Source organism: Streptomyces sporangiiformans, assembly GCF_005768555.2.
GTDB lineage: Bacteria > Actinomycetota > Actinomycetes > Streptomycetales > Streptomycetaceae > Streptomyces > Streptomyces sporangiiformans.
Genome location: NZ_VCHX02000321.1, coordinates 13,369 through 28,085, shown reverse-complemented (window position 1 = coordinate 28,085; position 14,717 = coordinate 13,369). Strand labels below are relative to the sequence as shown.

Below are 14,717 nucleotides of genomic sequence, written 5' to 3'. Positions count from 1 at the left end.
GGCCGCAAGGCCGATAGCGGGGGTCTGGGGGCGCAGCCCCCAGGAACGGGATGGGACGGGTAGGGGCGGCGGGGGCGAAAACCGGTGAGCCGGGCCGACCGCGTATCAGAGGCAGCGCCCCGCGGCGCCCTGCTGCGCTGGGCCGTGCTCGCGACCGCTGTCGCCGCGTGGCAGGTCATCGCCCGCGCACACGGCAGCGTCTACTTCCCACCCCCGGCCGACATCGCCCAACACGCCTACGACCTGTGGTTCTCAGGACCGGTCACGCACGCCTTCCTCACCGCCGACGCCGTGGACAACATCCTGCCCAGCCTCGCCCGGATGGCCGCCGGATTCGCGATCGCCGCAGTCACCGGCATCGCGCTCGGGATCGCACTCGGCCGCTCGCGCCGGACGTACGCGCTCTGCAACCCGGTGCTGCAGTTCGCGCGGGCGATCCCGCCCCCGGCTCTTGTGCCCGTCTTCGTCGTGGTCTTCGACTTCGGTACGCCGATGCAGCTCGCGTCGATCGTCTTCAGCGCCGTATGGCCCGTACTCATCAACACGGCCGAGGGAGCGCGCAACACCGATCCACTGCGGCTCGAAGTCGCCGCCGTGCTACGGCTGACCGCGCCCGAAAGGCTGTGGCTGCTGCTCCTGCCGTCCGCGCTGCCGCGCGTCTTCGCGGGCCTGCGCCTCAGCCTTTCGCTGTCCCTCATCCTCATGGTCTTCTCGGAGCTGCTGCCGGGCACGGCCAACGGCATCGGCTTCACCCTCACCGACGCCCAGACGCGCTCCGACCTGCTCACCGTATGGGCGGCCCTGCTCCTGCTCGGCGCGCTCGGACATCTGCTCAACACCGGCCTGCTGGCGGTCGAGAAGCGGCTGCTCGGCAGAGGGAGGCCCGTATGACGACGGGAACGGTTCTGGACGCGGTCATCCAGCTGTGCCGCGACACCGGCATGACCACGCTCTTCGGCAACCCGGGCTCCACGGAGCTGCGGATGTTCCGCGACTGGCCCGACGACTTCACCTACGTCCTGGGACTGCAGGAGTCCGTCGCGGTCGCCATGGCCGCGGGACACGCGCTCGGCACCGAGCGCGCGGCACTGGTCAGCCTCCACTCGGCGGGCGGCGTCGGACACGCTCTGGGCGCGGTCTTCAACGCCTACCGCGACCGGGTGCCCCTCGTCGTCATGGCCGGCCAGCAGTCGCGCTCGCTGATCCAGCTGCGCCCGTTCCTCGGGGCCGACGAACCGGCTCAATTCCCGCGCCCGTACGTGAAGTACAGCCGCCAGCCGGATCGTGCGGCAGATGTGCCCGCAGTGCTCGCCGAGGCGCACCGCATCGCCATGTCCCACCCGCGCGGTCCCGTCTTCGTCTCGATCCCCGAGGACGACTGGGACCAGCCGGCTCCGCCCGTCGAGCCACGCGCCGTGCACGGCGCGTTCACCGCCGACGCGGGCGCGCTGTCCGCCCTGGCCGCGCGCCTCGACGCCCGCGAACGGCCCGCGCTGGTCATCGGGCCCGGAGTCGACGACGAGAACGCGTTCGGCGAGGTCCGGACCCTCGCCGAACGCACCCTCGCGGCGGTCTGGATCAGCCCGATGTCCGGCCGCTCCGGCTTCCCCGAATCCCATCCTCTCTTCCAGGGCTTCCTGCCACCGGCCGCCGACCGGCTGATGGCCTGCCTGGAGCCGTACGACCTGGTGGTCGCCCTGGGGGCGCCCCTGTTCACGTACCACTTCCACACGCAGAGCCCGCCGCTGCCCGCCCGCACCGAACTCTTCCACCTCGACTGCGACCCGCAGCAGGCGGCGTGGCTGCCCACAGGGACGAGCATCGTCACGACGCTGAAGCCGGCCCTCGGGAAACTCGCGGCGCTGGTGGAGCAGTCGGACCGCGAACCGCCGCCCATCCGCCGGCCACCCACTCCCACTCATCCGTCCGCTCTCGACGGCATCACGCCGGAGCTGGTTCTGGACCTGCTCCAGGAGCGGATGCCCCGCGACCGCGTCCTCGTCGAGGAGGCGCCCAGCCATCGCGAGGCGCTCCACGCACGCGTGCGGATCGATCGGGAGGGCGGTTTCCTCACCACCGGCAGCGGGGCGCTGGGGTGGGGCCTCCCGCTGGCCGTAGGACGCGCGCTCGCCGACCGGCGGCGGGTGGTGTGCGTGGTCGGCGACGGCTCGGCCCTCTACTCCGTACAGGCCCTGTGGACCGCCGCGCGCCACCGGGTGCCGGTCACGTACGTCCTCCTCGACAACGGCGGGTACGCCGCCGTACGAGCCCTCGGCCGCCGTATCGACATCGCGCCCGTGCCCGGCACGGACATCGGGGACGTCGACTTCGCCGCGCTCGCCGCCGGCTTCGGGTGCCCCGCGGCCCATGTCGAACAGCCCGCCGAACTCCCCGCCGCCCTCGACCGCGCGCTGGCCCACGGTGACGGCGACGGGCCCTTTCTCCTCCACGTCCGCGTCACCGGCACCGAGGACGCGCCTCACTCCCGGGACAGGTGACCGATCCGCATGCTCCGCCTCGACTCGCTCGGCCAGCGCTACGGCGAACACCTGGTCCTCGACGACATCAGCCTCACCGTGCCCGACGGTCAACTCCTGTGCGTGGTCGGGCCGTCCGGGTGCGGCAAGTCGACCCTGCTGCGGACCGTCGCGGGCCTGCTGCCCGTGCGTGAGGGTGCGATCAGCATCGACGGGGAACCGGTCGCCGGGGTGCCCGAACGGCTCGCGGTCGTCTTCCAGGACTACGGGCGCTCGCTCTTTCCCTGGCTGTCCGTCCGCGAGAACGTCGCGCTGCCGTTGCGCCGGCGGGGCATGGGGCGGGCCGAACGGCGCGACGAGGCCGAACGGATGCTGGAACGGGTCGGTCTCGACGGCGCCGGGCGCCGTCATCCCTGGCAGTTGTCAGGGGGTATGCAGCAACGGGTCGCCATCGCACGGGCGTTGGTGTGCCGGCCCTCGCTGCTCCTCATGGACGAGCCTTTCGGCTCGCTCGACGCGCAGACCCGGGAGGACCTTGAGGATCTGCTGCTCGAGGTGCATCGGGCGGAGGGGACGACGATCGTGTTCGTGACCCATGACATCGACGAAAGCGTTTATGTGGGGGACCGGGTCGTTGTTCTCTCGGCGGGGCCCGGGTCGCGGGTCGTGCTCGATCTGCCGGTGGTCCTTCCGGGGAAGCGGGAGCAGATCGGTACGCGAGGGCTGCCGGAGTTCGTGGGGTTGCGGGCGGAGGTGGGGCGGGCGGTGCGGGGCTCCGCCCCGTAAGGGGCGCGGGGCTGTGACATATGCGGCTCCGCCGCGTGGGCGCGACCAGCCACAACCGATCCGCAGCCGAGACACCCGCCGGGGTCCAGGGGGCGAAGCCAGTCCGGCCTCAGCCCAGGCGCACGTCCTGCCAGACCAACCGGTGATCCGACGTCGGAACAGTCGTGCCGTTGCCTACGAGGCGGTACAGCGGATCATCGGACGTCGGCCAGAAGATCCCGTTCGCCACAGGGACGAGCCCACGGGACGGAATCACGTGGTCGACACGCAGGTTGCCGGGAGCGGTGTCGTTGAAGTCGGAGGTGTCGTAGGCGGGGTTGCCGCTGTGGGAGGCGTTGGCGCCGCCCTGGAGGCGGGCCGCCTCGACACCGCCGGCGGCGGCCGGGGGCGTGGCGGGCAGGTTGACCGCCTGGTGGTCGAGGAGTTGGCGTACGGCGTGGTCGTAGCTGTCGCCGTCGTACGGGTCGGCGTTCAGGTCGCCCGCGATCACGAACCGCGCCCCGGGGCGCAGACCGCCGCGTACGCCCTTGTCGTCGTACAGGTACGCACCGCGGCGACGGCCGCCGACGTAGTCGGCCCAGAGGCGGATCTCGTCGTGGTTGCGCCGGCCGTTGCGGTCCTCCGGGCCGTCGAAGGTGGGCGGGGTGGGATGCGAGACGAGGAAGTGCACGGTGGAGGACGGGCCCGGGCCGAGGCGGACCGGCAGGTCCCAGTGGCTCTTGGAGGAGAGCCGGAGTATCGCCTCGGCCTCCGCGCTGTAGTACCCCGCCGGCATGACGTTGCCCGGCATGTCCTTCCACAGGAAGTGCTGGAAGGTACGGGCCGCGTGGACGTCGATCGGGTACTTGGAGAGGACGACCATGCCGTACTGCCCCGGGAACCAGCCGTACCCGAACGCGTCCTGCCCGTATGCGTCGGAGCCCGGCGTGGTGACGGCGCCGTTCCTGCCGTCGAGGTCCACTCCGGAGGCCACGCCCGTGTTCACGGGAGCGGTGAAGTGGTACGGGAAGCGGATCGGCTTCGCCCCGCTCTGGCCGACGGCGAGGTAGTTGCGCAGGAACAGGCGGACCGCGGCGCCGTTCTCGTCGTAGTCGAACTCGTTGATCAGGAGGACGTCCGGTCTGACGCGCTGGATGGTCTCGGCGACGTTGCGCGCCTGCTGGTTGTCCGGCGTGGACAGGTCCGTCACGAGCGCGCCCTGGGTGCCGCGGTTCAGCGAGGCGTTGAAGGTGGCGAAACGGACGGCGCGCCGCGATGTGCTCGCGGAGGCTCCGTACGCGGTCGCACTGAACGCCGTCGTGCCGGCCAGCGCCGCTCCGGCGAGACCGGCGAGACCGGCGAGCGCGCCTCGGCGCGAGAACGGTGGACGTTGCGGTCTGGGGTGGTTCATCAGGGCTCCGGAGGAGGAGGGGAAACACGTGAACTCCCGTAGTCTCTGCGCGTAGACGCGGCTACCACAAGAGGTTCCAAGAGGGTTCCGTGGACTCGCCGCCGACGGTGAAGCGGGCGGTGAATCGGGGCTGTCGAACCGCCGACACCCCGGTGTACGGACACCAACGACGCCGAGCCGCCTTTCCCTGAACCCCCGCCCCCCACACGCCGGTTCACGCGATGGGGCGATCATGTGCCGCTGTACGGGTGCCCGCCGGAGACCACGGGTAGGGCCTGGCCATGGCCATGACGCAGCCGTTCGAACTGCCACACTTCTACATGCCGTACCCCGCGCGGCTGAACCCGCATCTCGACGAGGCACGCGCCCACTCCGTCGAGTGGGCGCGGGGGATGGGGATGCTGGAGGGCTCCGGCATCTGGGAGCGGGCCGACCTCGACGCGCACGACTACGGGCTGTTGTGCGCGTACACGCACCCGGAGTGCGACGGGCCCGCGCTCTCGCTCATCACCGACTGGTATGTGTGGGTGTTCTTCTTCGACGACCACTTCCTGGAGACGTTCAAGCGCAGCCAGGACCGTGAGGGCGGCAAGGCCTACCTGGAGCGCCTGCCGCTCTTCATGCCGCTCGACCTCTCCGCTCCCGTCCCGAAGCCGGAGAACCCCGTCGAGGCGGGGCTCGCCGATCTGTGGGCGCGCACGGTCCCCTCGATGTCCCAGGGGTGGCGCACGCGGTTCGCCGAATCCACCGAGCATCTGCTCAACGAGTCGATGTGGGAGCTGTCCAACATCAACGAGGGGCGGATCGCCAACCCCGTCGAGTACATCGAGATGCGCCGCAAGGTGGGCGGCGCCCCCTGGTCCGCGGGACTCATCGAGTACGCCACCGCCGAGGTCCCCGAGTCCGTGGCGGGCTCCCGGCCGCTGCGCGTGCTGATGGAGACCTTCTCCGACGCCGTGCACCTGCGCAACGACCTCTTCTCGTACCAGCGGGAGGTAGAGGACGAGGGGGAGCTCAGCAACGGAGTGCTCGTCCTGGAGACCTTCTTCGGCTGTACGACCCAGCAGGCCGCGGACACCGTCAACGACATCCTCACCTCGCGGCTGCACCAGTTCGAGCACACGGCGCTCACGGAAGTGCCCGCGCTGGCGCTGGAGAAGGGCCTCACACCGGACGAGGTCGCGTCGATCGCCGCGTACACCCGGGGCCTGCAGGACTGGCAGTCGGGCGGCCACGAGTGGCACACGAGGTCGAGCCGCTACATGAACGAAGGGGCGCGTGACACCTCTCCGCTGAGCCGGCTCACCGGCCCCGGCGCCTCCGCCGCGGACGTCGGGGCACTCCTCGCCGCCGCCGGCGCGGAGCGCCTGCGCGCGTACAGCCACGTGCCCTTCCAGAAGGTGGGGCCCTCCCGGATCCCCGACATCCGCATGCCGTTCCAGGTCCGGCTGAACGCGGGTCTGGACGGGGCCCGGCAGCGCATCACCCCGTGGGCCCACCGGATGGGCATCCTGGCGGAGGGCGTCTGGGACGAGGACAAACTGGCCGCCTACGACCTCCCGTTGTGTTCGGCGGGCCTCGATCCGGACGGCACCCCACAGGCCCTGGACCTCAGCGCACACTGGCTCGCCTGGGGGACGTACGGCGACGACTACTACCCCTTGGTCTTCGGGCACCGCCGTGATCTGGCCGCGGCGAAGCTGTGCACCGAGCGGCTCTCCGCCTGCATGCCCGTCGACGGCGAGGAGATCCCGCTCCCCGCCAACGCCATGGAGCGAGCTCTCGCCGACCTGTGGGAGCGCACGACGGCGGCGATGACACCGGACGCGCGCCGCACCCTGCGGGCCGCGGTGGAGGTGATGACCGAGAGTTGGCTGTGGGAGCTGTCCAACCAGGCGCAGCACCGCATCCCCGACCCGGTCGACTACTTGGAGATGCGCCGCGCCACCTTCGGCTCCGACCTCACCATGAGCCTGTGCCGCCTGGGTCACGGCCCCGCGGTGCCGCCCGAGATCTACCGCAGCGGGCCTGTGCGGTCGTTGGAGAACGCCGCGGTCGACTTCGCGGTGCTCCTCAACGACGTCTTCTCGTACCAGAAGGAGATCGAGTACGAGGGCGAGATCCACAACGCCATCCTGGTCGTGCAGAACTTCTTCGGCTGCGACTATCCGACCGCGCTCGGCGTCATCCACGACCTGATGACCCAGCGCATGCGGCAGTTCGAGCATGTCGCCGCCCATGAATTCCCTGTCCTGTACGAGGATTTCAAACTCTCGGACGACGCCCGCGAAATCATGCGGGGTTATGTGGCCGAGTTGCAGAACTGGATGGCCGGAATCCTGCACTGGCACCGCGAATGCCGTCGCTACGGAGCCGCTGACCTGGCCCGACGTACTCACGGCTTCGTACCGGGGCAGCTCCCCGGCCTGTCCGTCGCCAGGAGTTGGGCCAGTTCCTGATCCACGGTTCAAAAGGACCTGCACGTTCCATATCCGGTTTCCAAAAATTCGCGTTCGGAATGGGATGTTCAGGGAACTTCGGTGAGGTGCCGGGAGTCCTCTGATGTAAGGGAACAGATCGCGGAACACGGGGGTGCTCGAACCTTGACCGACATCATTGAGAGGATCGCAAAGGAGTTCACGACCGAGGGGGGCGAGCCCAAGGCACCGGGCGAACTGGATCCGTACGTCAGCCCGTTGACGGTGCCGCCGGTGCTGCGGCCTGACTCGGGTGACGTACTCCAGGAGACCGAGATCGCGCTGCGGCCGACCTGGGTGCGGCTGCACCCGCAGCTGCCGCCGACCCTGATGTGGGGCTACGGCGGATCAGTGCCGGGCCCGACCATCGAGGTCCGCCGGGGGCAGCGGGTCCGGATCGCCTGGACGAACCGCATTCCCAAGGAGAGCGAGTACCCGGTCACGGCCGTCGAGGTGCCGAGGCGGCCGCAGGGCACGCCGCCCGCCACCACCGACCCGGGCCGCGGGGGTGTGGAGCCCAACAAGGACGTCGCCGCGCTGCCCGCCTGGTCGGTGACCCATCTGCACGGCGCGCAGACCGGCGGCGGCAACGACGGCTGGGCGGACAACGCCGTGGGGTTCGGGGACGCCCAGCTCTCCGAGTACCCGAACGACCACCAGGCGGTGCAGTGGTGGTACCACGACCACGCCATGAACATCACGCGCTGGAACGTGTACGCGGGCCTGTACGGCACGTACCTCGTCCGTGACGACGAGGAGGACGCGCTTCATCTCCCTTCGGGGGAGCGGGAGATCCCGCTGCTGCTCGCCGACCGGAACCTGGACACGGACGAGGACGGCCGGCTCAACGGACGCCTGCTGCACAAGACCGTGATCGTCCAGGACAAGAACCCGGAGACGGGCAAGCCGGTCTCGATCCCGTTCCAGGGCCCGTACACCACGGTCAACGGCCGTATCTGGCCCTACGCGGACGTGGACGACGCCTGGTACCGCTTCCGCTTGGTCAACGCGTCGAACGCGCGCATATTCGACCTGGTCCTGGTCGACGAGGACAACAACCCGGTGCCGGGCGTCATGCATCAGATCGGCAGTGACGGCGGGCTGCTGCCACGCCCCGTGCCGATCGACTTCGACGAGTCGATGCCCACGCTGACCGCGGCCCCGGCCGAGCGGTTCGATCTTCTCGTCGACTTCCGGGGACAGGCCGGGAAGAAGCTGCGCCTCGTCAACAAGGGCCGCGGTCAGGCGCCCGGCGTGCCCGACCCGGTGAACGACGTGCGGTATCCGGCCGTCATGGAGTTCCGGGTGCGCCAGTGCGGTGCCCACGACAGCTTCGAGCTGCCCGAGGTGCTCTCCGGATCCTTCCGCCGGCTGACGCACGACATGGAGCACGGCCACCGGCTGATCGTGCTCACCCCGCCGTCCACCAAGGGCGGCGGCGGTCATCCGGAGATCTGGGAGATGGCCGAGGTCGAGGACCCGGGCGACATCCAGGTCCCCACCGAGGGCGTCATCCAGCTGACCGGCGAGGACGGTCGGACCAAGACGTACCGGCGTACGGCCAGGACGTTCAACGACGGGCTCGGCTTCACCATCGCCGAGGGCAGCCACGAGCAGTGGAGCTTCCTCAACCTGTTCCCGATCGTCCACCCGATGCACATCCACCTCGCCGACTTCCAGCTGCTGGGCCGCGACGCGTACGACGTGTCGGGCTTCGACCCCGAGATCGGCGGCACGCGCGCGCCGATCGCGTTCGACCCCGACACCGAGCTGCCGCTCGCGCCCAACGAGCGTGGCTACAAGGACGTGTTCCGGGTGCCCGGCGGCGAGATACTGCGCGTGATGGGCAGGTTCGACGGGGCGTACGGGCGGTTCATGTACCACTGCCATCTGCTGGAGCACGAGGACATGGGCATGATGCGGCCCTTCGTCGTCGTGCCGGAGGAAGCCCTGAAATTCGACCACGGGGGGTCGCACGGCGGCCACGGCGACCACGGCGGCCACGGCGGCCGAACCGGCTGAGTCCCGGCTTCCGGCCGCCGCGCCCTCCGGTGCGGCCCACCGTGGATCGCTCCCGCACCCGCACGACGGGGTGCGGGAGCGAGCCGCGTTCCGTTCGAGCGGGAAGCGGTGGGCATACCGCTCGAACAGGTATGAACCGCATCACCCTTCCGTGAATCGTCGTTCACCGGTGCACAGGGTAGGGCTCTGGCCGGAGGCGATCCATGGAACAGACAGTGTTGCGTCCCAAGCCCATGCCGGGTCAGGAACCCGGCGGTGGCGACCGCAAGCCCGCTGCGGGCCGTCGCCCGCACGCCGCCCGGCGGCGCGGGAGACGGCTGATGACCCTGCTCTTCGGCCTGTTCGCCGGGACGGTTCTCGTGCTCTCGGGGGTCGGTCTCGGCGCCGTCGGTGCCACGGTGATCGGAACGGGCAAACTGGCCGATCTCCACCAGCGGGCGGGGGCTCCCGGCGGCGCACCCCGGCATGCGGCCGTGTCACCGGAGCCCAGCCGCTCCAATCCGGCCACCGGCGCCGGAATCTCCGCTCCGCCCCAGCGCCGGCCGACCCTGGGCGTGGAGGCCGTCGACGCCACCGGCCCGGGCGCGCTCCTGGTGGGCGTCCATGTCCCCGGGCCGGGGCACTCCGCGGGCCTGGTCCGCGGCGACATTCTGCTCACCTGGGGCGGGACCCGCATCGACTCGGCCGCCGACCTGGCGAGAGCGGTCGCCGCCACACGCCCCGGCGTGGCCGTCACCCTCACGGTGCGCCACACGAGCGGCCGCCACCAGCGGCTGTCGGCGACACCCGGCGTCATCACATGACGACCCTCCGCATCGGGAAAAGGGATGGCCGTGCTCCCTCCGCCGGGGCACGATGGGCCCATGCTGAGCACCCTTCTCGCTTTCCTCGGCGCCTGCACGCTGATCGCGGCCTCTCCGGGACCGAGCACCGTCCTGATCATCAAGGAGTCGCTGCGCAGCAAACGCTCCGGATTCCTGACGGTGCTGGGCAACGAGACCGGTGTCTTCGTCTGGGGAGTCGTCGCGGCCTTCGGCCTGAGCGCGCTGCTGGCCGCTTCGGAGATCGCGTATGACGTGATGCGCATCGTCGGCGCCGTAGTGCTCGTCGTCTTCGGTGTGCAGACGCTGTGGCAGGCGCGGCACGCCAAGGACGCCGCGGACGGCCCCGGACGGGAAGCCGACGAGAAGAGCGGCTGGGCCTCCTACCGGGGCGGGCTGCTGCTCAATCTCGCCAACCCCAAGGCGGCGATCTTCGCGATGTCCTTCCTCCCGCAGTTCGTGCCCGAGGGGGCGCCGCATCTGCCCACCATGGTGGGGCTCGCCGCGCTCTGGGCGGTCTACGAAGTCGGCTACTACGGCATGTACGTCTGGTTCGTCGGCCGGTTGAAGTCGGTATTGTCCCGGTCCGGTCTGCGACGCAGGCTGGAACAGGTCTCCGGAGGCGTGCTGCTGCTCCTGGGCGCACGCCTCGCCATGGAGAGCTGATGTCCACCCCGGGCGCGTCCCCGCGAGCACCCGGCGCCTTGCGGAAAGTAGCGTTGACCGGCTCGCGCCGCCCCCGCTGTCCGGGCAGGATGCTGACCGTAGCCCTTTCTGACCTTCGGAGGCCCGGATGACCGCCACGCCCGTGCCCTTCACCGCCGACGACTACAGGGCCCGGATGCGGCGCGCCGCGCGGGCGGCCGCCGACGCGGGACTCGCCGGGGTACTGGTCGCGCCGGGGCCGGACCTGATATGGCTCACCGGCTACGCGCCGCCCGCGGACACCGAACGGCTCACGCTGCTGGTGCTCGCCGCCGGACAGGACCCGGAACCCGTGCTCGTCGTGCCCGCCCTGGAGGCCCCGGACGCCGCGAAGGCCACGGGCGCGCACGCGCTGACGCTGCGCGACTGGACCGACGGCACGGACCCGTACGCGACGACGGGCCCGCTCCTCGACGCCTCCGGCCGCTTCGCGGTGAGCGACAACACCTGGGCCATGCACCTGCTGGGCCTGCAGAGGGAGCTGCCCGGAACCTCGTACGTCTCGCTCACCGAGGGTCTGCCGATGCTGCGCGCCGTCAAGGACGCCGCGGAACTGGAGCGACTGGCGGCTGCCGGCGCGGCCGCGGACGCGGCGTACGAGGAGATCCTGAACGTTCCCTTCGCGGGCCGCCGCGAGACGGACGTCGCCCGCGATCTCGCCGAACTGCTGCGGCAGTTCGACCACTCCCAGGTGGACTTCACGGTCGTCGGCTCGGGCCCCAACGGCGCCGATCCGCACCACGAGGCGGGCGAGCGCGTCATCGAGCACGGCGACATGGTCGTCCTCGACTTCGGCGGCCTGAAGCACGGCTACGGCTCCGACACCTCCCGCACCGTGCACGTCGGCGAGCCGGGCGTCACCGCGCAGCGCGTGCACGACATCGTCCGCGAGGCCCAGGACGCGGCGTTCCGCGCGGTGCGGCCCGGCATCGCCTGCCAGGACATCGACCGGGTGGCCCGGGCATACATCACCGAGGCCGGGTACGGCGACGCATTCATCCACCGCACGGGACACGGCATCGGTGTCACCACCCACGAACCGCCCTACATGGTCGAAGGCGAGAAACAGCCTCTCGTGCCCGGGATGTGTTTCTCCATAGAGCCCGGCATCTATCTGCGGGGCCGCTTCGGAGTACGCATCGAGGACATCGTGACGGTCACGGAGGACGGCGGACGCCGCCTCAACAACACCTCCCGAGATATGGCCGTCGTCCACTGACCGCCCTTCCACGAGACCGAGAACCCCGAACGGCAACGGCGCGACATGACCCAGGCAGCGACACCCACCGCGGACACCGTGCGACGCCTCGTCCGCTCCCTCCTCCCGGACGGCGGAAGATCCGACATCCGGCCCGCCGGTGAGGGCGGCGAGCACTTCACCTGGTTCGTCGGCACACGCCATGTGCTGCGGCTCGCCCCGGACCGCGACGCATCCGTACGCCAGCGGCGCGAGCTGCGCCTGCGGGACGTGGTGCGCCCCCACCTCGGGGTCGCCGTCCCGGTGAGCATCGCGCACGGCGAGTGGGCGAGCGGTCGGACCTACACGCTCGACACCCTGATCCCCGGCGACTCCGGCGAGCGGCACGACGTCTCCGCCGTGGGCGAGGCCGACCTGGCCGGTTTGCTCACCGGACTGCGCGAGGTGCCCCTACGCCAGGCCGAGGCGCTCGGTGTGCCCCGCGCCGCGCCCCGGTCCCTGGAGGCGCTGCGGACCACCGCCGGGCGCGCCGCCGAACAGCTCGAAGCGGCCGACGAGTTCGACCCCGACCGGCTCCATCAGCTCACCGCACCGGCCGCCGTCCAGCTGGCCGCGCAGCCCCAGGGCGCCGTCCTCGTCCACCACGACCTCAAGGGCGAGCACCTCGTGGTGAGTGCCGACGGACGCGTACGCGGCGTCCTCGGCTGGACCGACGCGGTGGTCGGCGACCCCGCCGAGGACATCGCCGGCCTCGCCCTCGCCGTCGGCGCCCCCGCGGCCGTCCGCGCGGCGACCCTCGCCGGGTACGGGGCCCGCCCCTGCCTGCGCGGCCTGTGGCTGGCCCGCTGTGACGCCCTGATCCGCCTCGCCGAACGCCTTCAGGGCCGCGACACCGGCCCCCTGCCGCTGCTGCACGCCCAGCTGGACCGCTCCTGGGAGCCGATCCTGCTGGAACGGGTCACGGAGCTGCGGGAAGACCACTGATCACGGCTGCGTCAGCACCACGCACGACTCGCCCGGCAGGCTCAGCAGACCGTCCGTCCCCGGCACGTCGACGGGCTCCCACGCGGCCAGCACGCGCGCGCGGCCGGTGCCGAGAGGGATCGACGCCGGCTCCTTGCCGAGGTTCACGGCGACCTTGACGTCGCCCCGCCGGAACGCGAGCCAGCGGGCCTCCTCGTCGTAGGCGACCTTGACGTCCGCCAGGTCGGGGTCCGTGAGGTCGGCCTGGGCGTGCCGGAGAGCGATGAGCTCGCGGTACCAGGCGAGCACGCGCGCGTGCGGCCCGCTCTCCGGCTCGGACCAGTCGAGGCAGGAGCGGTCGCGGGTCGCCGGGTCCTGCGGATCCGGGATGTCTTCCTCGGCCCAGCCGTGCGCCGCGAACTCCCGCCGCCTGCCCCGGCGTACCGCCTCGGCCAGCTCGGGATCCGTGTGGTCGGTGAAGAACTGCCAGGGCGTGCCCGCCGCCCACTCCTCGCCCATGAACAGCATCGGCGTGAACGGACCGGTGAGCGTCAGCGCGGCCGCGCAGGCCAGCAGACCGGGGGAGAGGGCGGCCGCGAGCCGGTCGCCCTGGGCGCGGTTGCCGACCTGGTCGTGGGTCTGCCCGTAGCCGAGGAGACGGTGCGCGGACACCCGCGTACGGTCCAGGGGACGGCCATGGCGGCGGCCCCGGAAGCTGGAGTACGTGCCGTCGTGGAAGAAACCGCCCGTCAACGTTTTCGCCAGGGCCGCGAGCGGGGCCCGGGCGAAGTCCTCGTAGTAGCCCTGCGCCTCACCGGTCAGGGCGGTGTGCAGCGCGTGGTGGAAGTCGTCGTTCCACTGTGCGTGCAGACCGAGCCCGTTCTCCTTGCGGGACGTGATCAGCCGTGGGTCGCCGAGGTCCGACTCGGCGACGAGGAAGAGCGGCCGGCCCAGATCATCGGAGAGCGCGTCCACGGCGGCCGACAGCTCCTCCAGGAAGTGGCACGCGCGCGTGTCGCGCAGCGCGTGCACGGCGTCCAGCCGCAGCCCGTCGAGCCGGTAGTCGCGCAGCCACGCCAGCGCACTGCCCCGGAGATACGCGCGCACCTCGTCCGAGCCGGGCGCGTCCAGGTTGACGGCAGCGCCCCAGGGCGTGTGGTGCGCGTCCGTCAAGTAGGGCCCGAACGCGGGCAGATGGTTGCCGGACGGGCCGAAATGATTGTGCACGACGTCCAGGACGACACCGAGCCCCAGCTCATGCGCCCGGTCGACGAAGCGCTTCAGGGCCTCGGGTCCGCCGTACGGCTCGTGCACCGCCCACAGCGAGACCCCCTCGTACCCCCAGCCGTGCCGCCCGGGGAACGGGCACAGCGGCATCAACTCGACGTGCGTGACGCCCAGTTCCGCGAGATGCCCGAGACGCTCGGCGGCCGCGTCCAGGGTGCCCTCGCGCGTGTACGTCCCGACGTGCAGCTCGTACAGCACCGCGCCCGGCAGCCCCCGGCCGGCCCACTCGGCGCGCCACGCGTAGCGGTCCTGGTCGACCACCGCGCTCAGCCCGTCGGGACCGTCGGGCTGTCGCCGCGAGCGCGGGTCGGGCAGCACCGGGCCGTCGTCCACCGCGAATCCGTAGCGCGTCCCGTCCGCCGCCTCCGCCTCACCCGTCCACCACCCCGCGCGGTCCGGATCGCGCTCCAGCGCACGCGTGGTGCCCGCGCAGTGAAGCGTCATGCGGTCGGCCTGTGGTGCCCACACCTCGAACTGCACGAACGGTTCTCCCTCGTCTGCTCACGGTGGTCTCGCCGGTCCCATGGTGCGTCAAACACGATCAATTGGCCCTTGAATCCCCCTGATCGAAGGACTGAACCTGGCTCCTGT

At 71.2% G+C, this 14,717-nt stretch carries 11 protein-coding genes; 9 read left to right on the top strand and 2 right to left on the bottom strand.

The features are described 5' to 3' along the window. The first annotated feature begins 84 nt into the window (after nucleotides 1-84). The 3 genes from FGD71_RS40495 to FGD71_RS40485 are packed head-to-tail and all read left to right on the top strand — an operon-like array spanning nucleotide 85 to nucleotide 3,263. Nucleotides 85-891, top strand: coding sequence for an ABC transporter permease (locus FGD71_RS40495; RefSeq protein ID WP_119105562.1), 807 nt, complete (start codon nucleotides 85-87; stop codon nucleotides 889-891). Then, a complete protein-coding gene (gene mdlC / locus FGD71_RS40490; RefSeq protein ID WP_119105561.1) occupies nucleotides 888-2,498 on the top strand; it encodes a benzoylformate decarboxylase in 1,611 nt (536 codons plus the stop codon). The genes FGD71_RS40495 and mdlC overlap by 4 nt, the downstream gene beginning before the upstream one ends. Before the next feature lie 9 nt (nucleotides 2,499-2,507). After that, a complete protein-coding gene (locus tag FGD71_RS40485) occupies nucleotides 2,508-3,263 on the top strand; it encodes an ABC transporter ATP-binding protein (protein ID WP_119105560.1) in 756 nt (251 codons plus the stop codon). 109 nt (nucleotides 3,264-3,372) lie between these two features. Here the strand turns inward: FGD71_RS40485 and FGD71_RS40480 are convergent, their stop codons facing one another. Beyond that, nucleotides 3,373-4,653: an endonuclease/exonuclease/phosphatase family protein gene (locus FGD71_RS40480; RefSeq protein WP_119105559.1), complete on the bottom strand. Its 1,281-nt coding sequence runs from the start codon at nucleotides 4,651-4,653 to the stop codon at nucleotides 3,373-3,375. Between the two features lie 287 nt (nucleotides 4,654-4,940). Between FGD71_RS40480 and cyc2 the strand changes: the two genes are divergently transcribed. From cyc2 to FGD71_RS40450, 6 genes are all read left to right on the top strand, one after another. Further along, on the top strand, nucleotides 4,941-7,112 hold the full coding sequence (gene cyc2, locus FGD71_RS40475) for a germacradienol/geosmin synthase Cyc2 (RefSeq protein ID WP_119105565.1): 2,172 nt from the start codon (nucleotides 4,941-4,943) through the stop codon (nucleotides 7,110-7,112). A gap of 144 nt (nucleotides 7,113-7,256) precedes the next feature. Next, complete coding sequence (gene phsA / locus FGD71_RS40470) at nucleotides 7,257-9,152, top strand: O-aminophenol oxidase PhsA (protein ID WP_181359373.1); 1,896 nt, start codon at nucleotides 7,257-7,259, stop codon at nucleotides 9,150-9,152. A gap of 203 nt (nucleotides 9,153-9,355) precedes the next feature. Beyond that, nucleotides 9,356-9,955: a PDZ domain-containing protein gene (locus FGD71_RS40465; RefSeq protein WP_119105558.1), complete on the top strand. Its 600-nt coding sequence runs from the start codon at nucleotides 9,356-9,358 to the stop codon at nucleotides 9,953-9,955. A gap of 60 nt (nucleotides 9,956-10,015) precedes the next feature. After that, on the top strand, nucleotides 10,016-10,639 hold the full coding sequence (locus tag FGD71_RS40460; protein ID WP_119105557.1) for a LysE family translocator: 624 nt from the start codon (nucleotides 10,016-10,018) through the stop codon (nucleotides 10,637-10,639). A 127-nt stretch (nucleotides 10,640-10,766) separates the two neighbouring features. After that, nucleotides 10,767-11,897: an aminopeptidase P family protein gene (locus FGD71_RS40455; RefSeq protein ID WP_119105556.1), complete on the top strand. Its 1,131-nt coding sequence runs from the start codon at nucleotides 10,767-10,769 to the stop codon at nucleotides 11,895-11,897. A 45-nt stretch (nucleotides 11,898-11,942) separates the two neighbouring features. Continuing rightward, nucleotides 11,943-12,860 (top strand): aminoglycoside phosphotransferase family protein, encoded by a 918-nt coding sequence (locus FGD71_RS40450; protein ID WP_119105555.1) that lies wholly within the window; start codon nucleotides 11,943-11,945, stop codon nucleotides 12,858-12,860. On the opposite strand, the gene treZ is transcribed toward FGD71_RS40450, so the two are convergent. Beyond that, nucleotides 12,861-14,606 carry a malto-oligosyltrehalose trehalohydrolase gene (gene treZ / locus FGD71_RS40445; RefSeq protein WP_119105554.1) on the bottom strand — a complete coding sequence of 582 codons (1,746 nt, stop codon included), beginning with the start codon at nucleotides 14,604-14,606 and terminating at the stop codon, nucleotides 12,861-12,863. Nucleotides 14,607-14,717: the final 111 nt, after the last annotated feature.